This window comes from Gordonia sp. UBA7860 (assembly GCF_002500165.1).
Classification (GTDB): domain Bacteria; phylum Actinomycetota; class Actinomycetes; order Mycobacteriales; family Mycobacteriaceae; genus Gordonia; species Gordonia sputi.
Map to the genome: position 1 here is coordinate 46,228 of NZ_DLSO01000158.1, position 7,825 is coordinate 54,052.

The window sequence follows — 7,825 nt, forward strand, 5'->3', positions numbered from 1 at the left end:
CGGACTGTCAGTGCCGCCGCCGACTCGCCGCGATCGCGAGCTGTCCTGCGATCCGTCCGCTGGCACCGGTCACCCCGCCTCCGGGATGCGTCGACGCCCCTGCGAGGAAGAGTCCGGCCGCGCCCGGTATCCGATGCCCGGCGAGGTCGGGGTGCGGCCGATAGGTGAACATCTGATCGATCGTCATCTCGACGTGCATGATGTTGCCGCCGACCAACCCGAGCTCCGATTCCAGATCGGCGGGCGTCTGGACGTAACGGTGGTCGACCGACGCGCTGAATCCCGGCGCATGGCGATCGACTTCGGCCAGGATCTCGTCCGCGGCGACCGAGCCGGACGTCGACCACTGGCCGTCACGCAGCTGTCGCGGGTGCCACTGCGACCACACCGTGATCGAATGCCGTTGTGCGGGAGCAAGTGTCGGATCGATCGCCGAGAAACTCATCACGACGCACGGTGGGCGTGGTGGTAACTCGCCGACTGTGGCCGCGGTATACGCGCGACGAAGTTGCGCGCGGTCGGTGACGAGAAGTCCCAGCGCCGAATGCACGCCGTGCGGCGGGAGGTCCGACGGCAGGTCGCGGTAGGCGGGCAGGGCACGCGTGCCGAGCCGGACCGCCATCCCGATACCGGAACCGATATCGATCTCGCGACGCCATCGGCCGATCTCCGCTGGTGGAGCAGCTCGCCCGGCGTCGAGCATGTCGAGTGTCGCGAAAATGTGGCAGGCGGCGATTACCTGACGGGAGCAGTGGCTGTCCCCGGCGGTCTGCACGCACCAATGATCGCCACACCGGCTGATCGACGTCGCGGGCGATCCGGTGAGCACCTGCGCGCCGTCGGCGTCGAGCCGGTGCAGAAGGGATTCGGTGAGCGCGCCGCTGCCGCCGACGGACCTGCCAGGGGGAATCCGGTGCATGAGCGCTGCAAACCCGACCATGGGCGCGGTTCCCGGTGCATTCATGGGCGGACCCGATTGCGCGCCGAACCACGCGAGAGCCGCTTTGAGTCGTTCGGAGGTGAACCAGCGATCGAGAAGCGCGTCGCCGGACATCATCAGTTCCTGGGTCGCCGACATGAGCGACCCCGCACGTCGACCGATGAACCCGGTGCGCGCGGTGTGGGCGGTGTGTCCGATGCCGGCGAATGCTCGTCCGAAGCGGGGGAGTGTCGACGGGGAGTTGAACGCATCGAGCACAGCCCTCGACCGCGGTCCCCACACGCCGACGAATTGTCGGTAGGCGTCCGCGTCGGCGTCCGAGCACGCCGCGGCGATCGACGCACAGGTCGCGTCGAGGTCGGTGCGGAACACCAGCGGTGGTCCGTCCTGCGTCGCGGGTGCGAAACCCCAAGGGTCGCAGTCGATATAGCGCAGCCCGTGGGCGGAGAGGTCGAGCTCGTCGATGATCGGGGAGTGTCGGATCATCAGATGCGCCGACGACCCGCGATCGACGCGATAGCCCGGAAAACGTTCGACGGTCGAGACGGCACCGCCCGGAATGTCGTCGCGTTCGACGACGAGAACGGAGCGTCCGGCGCGGGCGAGGTAAGCGGCCGCGATGAGGCCGTTGTGACCCGCGCCAACGACAACGGCGTCGTGCCGGGGCTGGTGGCCGGAGCGGGTCAAGCGGCTCACCGCGCCGCTGCCGGCGGTGGTGTGCGTGGTGTGCCCACGATCGGTTCCGGCGCGGCGTCGAGCGGGAGTCGTCGACCGAGGAAGGCGAAGGGGCGTGGGTCGCCGGTGAAGGTGAAGTGCCGCAGCACATCGTCGAAGCCCATCCTGCGATAGAGCGACCACGCTCGATTCTGTTCGGCGGGAATCTCCGGGGTGGACAGCAGGACATGGTCTTCTTCGCGGTCGCTCAGCAGCGCGGTCAGCAACCACTCGCCGATGCCGTGGCCCTGGGCGGTCGGGTGAACGTGCAGCTCGGTGAGTTCGAAGTAGTTCGTGGCGACGCGCTCGATGGTCTCACGGCTGCAACCCGAGAGTCGGAGCCCTGTTCTGAGCTGGTGATTCCACCACTGGTCGTCGGCACCGCGATAGCCGTAGGCGATGCCGACCATGATCTCGTGCCCCGACGGCGAGACCGGAGGGCCGATGAGTCGACGCTGTGTGTCGGGGTCGAGCCGGAGGTCGGGGGGAACGGCCGTCAGCGCGGCGTATGCGGTCCACCCGCGACGGGCGATGTGCTCACGCCAAAGCGGAACCCGGTGGTGTTCGGTACCGCGTGGGTAGTCCATCGCGGTCACGTAGACGTTCAGGGCAGCGTCGAGCCAGGCCGGGGCGTCCTGCCCGGTCAACCGAACGAGTCGGGTCGCCAACTGCTCGTCGTCCTTCCTTCTACACCAAGCCGCGCGTCGAGTCCGTGGCAGGCCGCGGCGGATCGGGAATGTCGGTACCGAGTTCTACGCTTCTGCTGTCTGGATTGGGGCCACATCTCCACTTGAAGAGTGTCGCCGTTCTAGCTATATTGAATATGTCGAACGGGTGTTCGATGAACGTGCCTCCGCAAGCCGTTCTGCTTCACCCACGACAGTCCGGGCGGTCCGGCGACGGACGAGGGAAGCGTGCATCGTCGGACCGCACCGGGACTCGGTCACATCCCCGGGTCGTTCGAGAAGACGCAACACCGAAGGGAGCGCGACATGGCAGTCAACAGGCCGACGCGCGGCACAGTGCGCCACGCACGGCGAGGTGCGGTGGTGCGTCCAGAGATCGACCCCGTGGTTGTCGTCCGCGCTCGTGACCTCCTCGAACGCGCGGAGATCCTGGTGGAGAACGCCGACGGTGTGCCAGACGACGCCGAGCGTTTCCGCCAGTACTACCTCGCGGCACTGCGCGCGGCGGGTGCCGCGCTCGCGGTGTATGAACCGCCGACCAAGCGTGTTTCCCGCCGTGTATCGCCGAACGCGTGGTCGCGCATCTCGTCGGCTGTTCCTGATCTCGCCGAGTTCGCCGAGGCATTTGCTCGGCTGTCGGCTGTTCGTATGGAGATCGAGTCAGGTTTGCGCCGCTCGGTCGAGGGCTCGGCGGTCGCCGCGCTCCGTTCCCGCGTGCTGTCGTTCCTCGATGCCGTCGAGGACATCATCGTCGGCTACGAACAGGGAAAGCTCGCACACCAGTCGGTCGACAGGTCCGACTACGGCTTCGACCACATCGCCTGAGAACACATCGCTCGAGACCGCGGCCCACGCGCTGACCGGTGGTCGGAGGCTTCTGTGGGCATGCCAGGCGGTTTCGCTCGGCGTGATCCTTGGTCTCAATTTGTGTCTATCGGCGCACTTGAGGTGACCGTCGGATGGTTATGGTGGTCGGGCTTGCGATCACCTCGTATCATGGAAGCTGTAAGCCGCGAACACATGTCACGAGACGGGCGTCCGCGGTCGCCACAATCTCGTTGAAGTGTGAATCGGCAACGTAGTAAGGAGGGTCGGTGCCACTCTCGGAGCACGAGCAGCGCATGCTCGAACAAATCGAAAGTGCTCTATACGCCGAGGACCCGAAGTTCGCGTCCAGCGTGAAGCGTCGACGGCTGGGCCGATCGTCGGGTCGTCGTCGTCTTCAGGCGGCGGCGATCTTCGCCGTCGGTCTTGTGCTGCTCATCGTCGGTCCTCTGGTGGGTCTGAGCATCGCCGGCCTTCCTGTCGTCAGTCTGATCGGTTTTCTCGTGATGTTCGGCGCGGGTCTTCTTGCTCTCTGGGGTGGTGGACGTTCGGCTTCCGAGGGTTCGGCACCCGCCGACACCGCCCGTCCGGCAGGCAACAAGCGCAAGTTCACCGAGCGCATGGAAGAACGGTTCAACCGCCGCTTCGACCAAGAGTGACCGAGCCGCCTGACTGATCAGGCGCCTCACTTCTCTCGCCTCCTGGCCTTCGTGGTGCTCGAGAGTCAGGCCTAGCCGCATTCAGCGGTTACATGTGTGCCGCATCTAAAAATTTGTATGCTGCAGCACCCACGGCATTCGACAAGACAGACATCTACGAGTCCACCACCGCCCGCCGAGCCGTACCGCAGAGCCACTTCTCAGACCAGCAGGGCAACACATCGCACCGATGTGTTGCCCTGCTGTCGTATGTCGTGACTGCCTCATCGTCGGGGCTCTCTGGATCCCACAGGGCTGCCGTGCGCCGCTTCTCTCGCCATCCACACCCTGGTTCTCACGCCGCCCGCGGGTTTCCCCACCGATATCCCCACCCGATATCCCCACGACGCCCCACCCTGGCTCCCCACACCGCCCCACCGGTCGCCCCACAACGCCCCACAGGCACGCGAAATCTGCTCCCATCAGTCACTTTGGTGCTCTTATGTCCTTCTGGACACGCCTGTCGGCGGCGAGGACACGCGGTAGGTCGCGACATGCACCACCACATTTCTCTTCGCTGACCTGCATCAATAGTTGTCTGCGCCGACTTCAGGGGGTGGAAGGGGTGGAAAGTGGTGGAAAGTGGGGTACTGTGGCAGCACTGGGTGAGACGGACCGGAACGGATCGCTCAGGGGGCAGGAGGTGTCGACATGTCGTCCGTTCGATTTGTCGGCACCTACACACCCAAGTTGGACGACAAAGGGCGACTGACGTTGCCCGCAAAGTTCCGCGACGCACTGGCAGGAGGCGTGATGGTCACAAAAGGCCAAGACCACAGCCTGTCGGTGTTCCGAGCCGAGGAGTTCGACGAGATCGCCGCCCGCATCGTGGAGGCATCCCGTAACGATCCGCAGGCGCGGGCCTTCCAGCGCTACTTCTTCGCCAGCACCGAGGAGCAGCGTCCGGATGGGCAGGGTCGGATCAGCTTGTCTCCCGATCATCGGGAGTACGCGGAGCTGACCAAGGAATGCGTGGTGTTCGGCAGTTTCGATCACCTCGAGATCTGGGACGCGCAGAAGTGGCGCGAGTACCAGAACGAGCACGAGGAGAACTTCTCGGCAGCCAACTCGGCCGCACTGAACGCGGTCTTGTAGCCGAGGAATGGCACACGATGGACAGGGCTTCGGGTGGATCGAGGCCCCGGTCCGGAACGACCCTGGCGTACTTCCCCAACGCCAGGTGCGCGACCGGACCGGGACCTCGCTTCACCCGGCGAGACAACCCGACACAGCCTGCGACGCACGGCATTCGTATGTGCGTAGTTCGCAGTCATGGGAGGGGCAACCCCGGCACCGTGACGCATGGCGAGCCCGAGCGGGGCAACCAGCGTCTGTGTCAGGGATTCGAGATGAGTGTGCGTGGCCGCAACGGGTCGGGGCGTGCAGACAGCACGCGTCGGGAGGTGATTCGGTGAACGCGCCACACGATGGCGAACGTCGTTCCGGAGAGTTCGGCCACGTGCCCGTCATGGCACGGCGGATCACCGAACTTCTCGCGCCGGCATTGACGGCCACTGGTGACGACGTCTCGGATATCGAACGTCCGGTGTTCGTCGACGCGACACTGGGGGCGGGCGGCCACAGCGAGCTGATCCTCACCGAGTTCGACGACGCACGTGTCATCGGCATCGACCGTGACGAGTCAGCCTTGAACATCGCGCGTGATCGCCTCGCCCGATTCGGCGACCGGATCTCGTTTCACCAGTCTCGATTCGACGGCATCGACGACGTCCTCGCGGCCGCGGGCGTCGACCACATCGACGGTGCGCTCTTCGATCTCGGTGTGTCGTCGATGCAACTCGACCGCGCCGATCGCGGATTCGCCTACGCCGTCGACGCCCCGCTGGACATGCGGATGAATCCCGACGACGACCTGACCGCGGCGGACGTGCTCAACACGTATTCGCACGGCGACCTCGCGCGCGTGCTGTCGGAGTACGGCGAAGAACGCTTCGCAGGCAAGATTGCATCCGCCGTCCTGCGGGCCCGTGAGACCGAACCCTTCACCACAAGTGGGCGGCTCGTCGAATTGCTTTATGCCGCAATCCCTGCGGCCACACGTCGGACGGGTGGGCATCCCGCGAAACGCACGTTCCAGGCTTTGCGGATCGAGGTGAACCACGAACTCGACGCCCTGCGCCTGGCGTTGCCTGCGGCACTCGATGCGCTTGCGGTGGGCGGACGTGTGGTGGTGATGAGCTACCAGTCGCTCGAAGACCGGATCGTCAAGCGTGAGTTCGCGTCTCGCACCACCTCGACGTCGCCTCCCGGGCTTCCGGTCGAACTGCCCGGAACCGCACCGGAATTCAAGCTCATCACCCGAGGTGCCGAGCAGGCAGGCGAGGCCGAGCTCGCCGAGAATCCGAGGTCGGCCCCCGTCCGGGTCCGCGCCATCGAACGTGTCGAGAGGAATCGGTCATGACAGTGCTCGACGACCGCACCGTCGCCGACAGTGCAGGTACAGGCACCGCAACGCCAACCCGTCGTCCACGTCGGGAGAATCTCGAATCGGAGCGAGCTAACCGCTCGCGAGCGGCGCAGCGCGCACTCGATCGGCGTCGCAATCGCGTTGTGGCGCAGGGCTCTACGTCGACGCGTGGTGGCCTCGATTCGGGTGTACGACGTGGCTCGTTGTTCAGCCGCGCACGGTCGGTTCCGTTCGTGGTGCCCGTCCTCGCGCTGCTTGTCGTCGGTTTGGGGTTGAGCCTGTGGTTGTCGACGAAGGCCGCTCAGGATTCTTACCGACTCGGAATCGAGCGCAAGGCCAATCAGTCGCTCGTCGACCGCCGTGACAGTCTCAAGCGCAGCTACGAGTCGGGCGACTCTGCGCCCGAATTGTCCGACAAGGCAGCGAAATTGGGAATGATCCCGGTTCAGAATCCGGCCCGGATGGTGGTCGGCGCCAACGGCAAGCCCAAGGTGCTCGGCGATCCCGAACCCGCATCCGGCAAGCCGATGGGGACGATCAACCCCGACGACAAGCCCGATCCCACCAGCAAGATCGACAAGAGCAAGGTCAGCGATTCGATGGGTCTCGGGGACGCAGGCGTTTCGGACTCGAATGCCACCCCGTCTGCTGATACGAACCCCTCCGGCTCGGCCAATTCGCCAGCGCCGAACCAGAATACGACTCCCGGGCAGAACACTGCGCCGAGCCGGAACCAGGGTGCCAATGCGCCCGTGCGTGCCGATGCTCCGGCGCCGGGAGCCGCCGCCGCGCCCAATCCGAATGTCGCACCCACGGCTCCGACCAATGGCAACCCGCCGAGCGCAAATTCGGCGGGAGCCCGCTAGGGCGGTGGACAATTGACAACCATGACACGCGCCAGTTTTCAGCGGATCGGTAAGCGTTTCGACCCGCCCGCTGCGCAGTCCCGGTCGGGACGACGTCCCACATCCGCGGGCGGATCGGGGAGTGGGAGATCGGGCACCGGGGGCCGCGGTGGAGGTCCGGGACGAGGTCCCCGCACCTTCGAATTCCGTAGTCGCGCTGTGGGAGTCGTCATCCTCCTCGTGGTGTTGGCGGTGGCGATCCGGATGATCGTCGTGCACACCATCGAGGCGTCGTCGATCTCGGCAGAAGCGGCCCAGCAACGTGAGTACACCCAGGTGCTGACGGCCAAGCGCGGAGCGATCCTCGACCGCAACGGACGTCCTCTCGCCTATACCGACGAAGCGCGGTCACTCACGTTCCTGCCCAAGGCAGTTCGCAAGTCGATCGAGGCCGAGCACAAAAAGAATCCGGAGTACCCCGACGTCGACAAGCGGCTCAAGGAGATCGCCGACGGCGTGTCGTCGGCGCTCGGTGGGTCGATCAGTTCCGACGATCTGCACAAGAAGCTGACAAGCGACGACGGCTTCGTCTATCTCGCGCGGTCGGTCAGTCCCGAGGTCGCGGCACGGATCGTCGCCGACTATCCCGAGGTGGGTGCCGACCCGCAGGCGATCCGTCTCTATCCGGG

The 7,825-nt window shown here is 65.6% G+C and carries 7 protein-coding genes and 1 pseudogene; 6 read left to right on the top strand and 2 right to left on the bottom strand.

The window, feature by feature from the left end; all coding sequences use genetic code 11:
- Nucleotides 1–7: 7 nt before the first annotated feature.
- Together B3T59_RS19920 and B3T59_RS19925 are read right to left on the bottom strand one after the other, a co-directional pair.
- On the bottom strand, nt 8–1,636 hold the full coding sequence (locus tag B3T59_RS19920; protein ID WP_251722499.1) for a phytoene desaturase family protein: 1,629 nt from the start codon (nt 1,634–1,636) through the stop codon (nt 8–10).
- A complete protein-coding gene (locus tag B3T59_RS19925) occupies nt 1,633–2,322 on the bottom strand; it encodes a GNAT family N-acetyltransferase (protein WP_251722500.1) in 690 nt (229 codons plus the stop codon). Before B3T59_RS19925 ends, B3T59_RS19920 begins: the two co-directional genes overlap by 4 nt.
- 324 nt (nt 2,323–2,646) lie before the next feature.
- Here B3T59_RS19925 and B3T59_RS19930 point away from each other — a divergent pair, with 324 nt between their 5' ends.
- The 6 genes and pseudogenes from B3T59_RS19930 to B3T59_RS19955 all read left to right on the top strand — a co-directional run.
- A complete protein-coding gene (locus B3T59_RS19930) occupies nt 2,647–3,165 on the top strand; it encodes an SAV_6107 family HEPN domain-containing protein (protein WP_251722501.1) in 519 nt (172 codons plus the stop codon).
- 269 nt (nt 3,166–3,434) lie between these two features.
- Complete coding sequence (locus B3T59_RS19935; RefSeq protein WP_064861945.1) at nt 3,435–3,824, top strand: DUF3040 domain-containing protein; 390 nt, start codon at nt 3,435–3,437, stop codon at nt 3,822–3,824.
- 690 nt (nt 3,825–4,514) lie between these two features.
- Nucleotides 4,515–4,958, top strand: a complete 444-nt coding sequence (gene mraZ, locus B3T59_RS19940) for a division/cell wall cluster transcriptional repressor MraZ (protein ID WP_005176306.1) — start codon at nt 4,515–4,517, stop codon at nt 4,956–4,958.
- Nucleotides 4,959–5,331: 373 nt separating this feature from the next.
- On the top strand, nt 5,332–6,285 hold the full coding sequence (gene rsmH, locus B3T59_RS19945) for a 16S rRNA (cytosine(1402)-N(4))-methyltransferase RsmH (RefSeq protein WP_251722547.1): 954 nt from the start codon (nt 5,332–5,334) through the stop codon (nt 6,283–6,285).
- On the top strand, nt 6,282–7,157 hold the full coding sequence (locus tag B3T59_RS19950; RefSeq protein ID WP_251722502.1) for a hypothetical protein: 876 nt from the start codon (nt 6,282–6,284) through the stop codon (nt 7,155–7,157). The genes rsmH and B3T59_RS19950 overlap by 4 nt, the downstream gene beginning before the upstream one ends.
- A gap of 21 nt (nt 7,158–7,178) precedes the next feature.
- Nucleotides 7,179–7,825 (top strand): annotated as a pseudogene (locus B3T59_RS19955) (cell division protein FtsI); the annotation flags it as partial.